Annotated in this window: 1 protein-coding gene and 1 pseudogene; both read left to right on the top strand. The window is 69.8% G+C overall.

Going from position 1 to position 576, the window contains the following annotated elements; translation table 11 throughout:
• Positions 1 to 174: pseudogene (gene groEL, locus ACFPL3_RS42045) on the top strand (chaperonin GroEL); the annotation flags it as partial.
• Positions 175 to 392: 218 nt separating this feature from the next.
• Positions 393 to 576, top strand: a 184-nt coding sequence (locus ACFPL3_RS42040) for an ACT domain-containing protein (RefSeq protein ID WP_465269456.1), incomplete at its 3' end; no start/stop codon positions are given.

Below are 576 nucleotides of genomic sequence, written 5' to 3'. Positions count from 1 at the left end.
TACAAGGACCTGGTCAAGGCCGGCATCATCGACCCGGCCAAGGTCACCCGGTCGGCGCTGCAGAACGCGGCCTCGATCGCGGCGCTGTTCCTGACCACCGAGGCGGTCATCGCCGACAAGCCGGAGACGAACCCGGCAGGCGGGGGCGACCACACCGGCGGCATGAGCCTGTGAGGCGAGGCGCGGTCCGGAGGCGCTGAGGGCAGTGGCGCACCCACCGCAGATCAGGTCTCGCGATCGCGTGGCTTGCCACGGTGATGAACGTCTTCAACCGCGTCGCGATCACCAGCCGGTATCGGACAGCTGGCTGACCTGCTGCCCCGACAGTGGGGTCACGGTGGCAATTCATCATCAGCCGCCGCGCGAAGACCGCGGTGCGGAGGGGGTACGAGGTGCCGGTTCCCGGTCCTGGTTACACGATCACCGCTCGGGTCGAGGTGCCCGCCTCCGCCAGCGCCGCGGGCGACCTCACGATGGCGGTCGGCCGCGTCGGCGGCGTCGTCACCGCGTTCGACGTGGTCGAGTCGCACACCGCCACGCTCGTGGTCGACATCAGCTGCAACGCGCTGAACGAGG

This window comes from Pseudonocardia zijingensis (assembly GCF_042657305.1).
GTDB lineage: Bacteria > Actinomycetota > Actinomycetes > Mycobacteriales > Pseudonocardiaceae > Pseudonocardia > Pseudonocardia zijingensis.
This window is presented reverse-complemented; position numbering and strand designations above follow the sequence as displayed.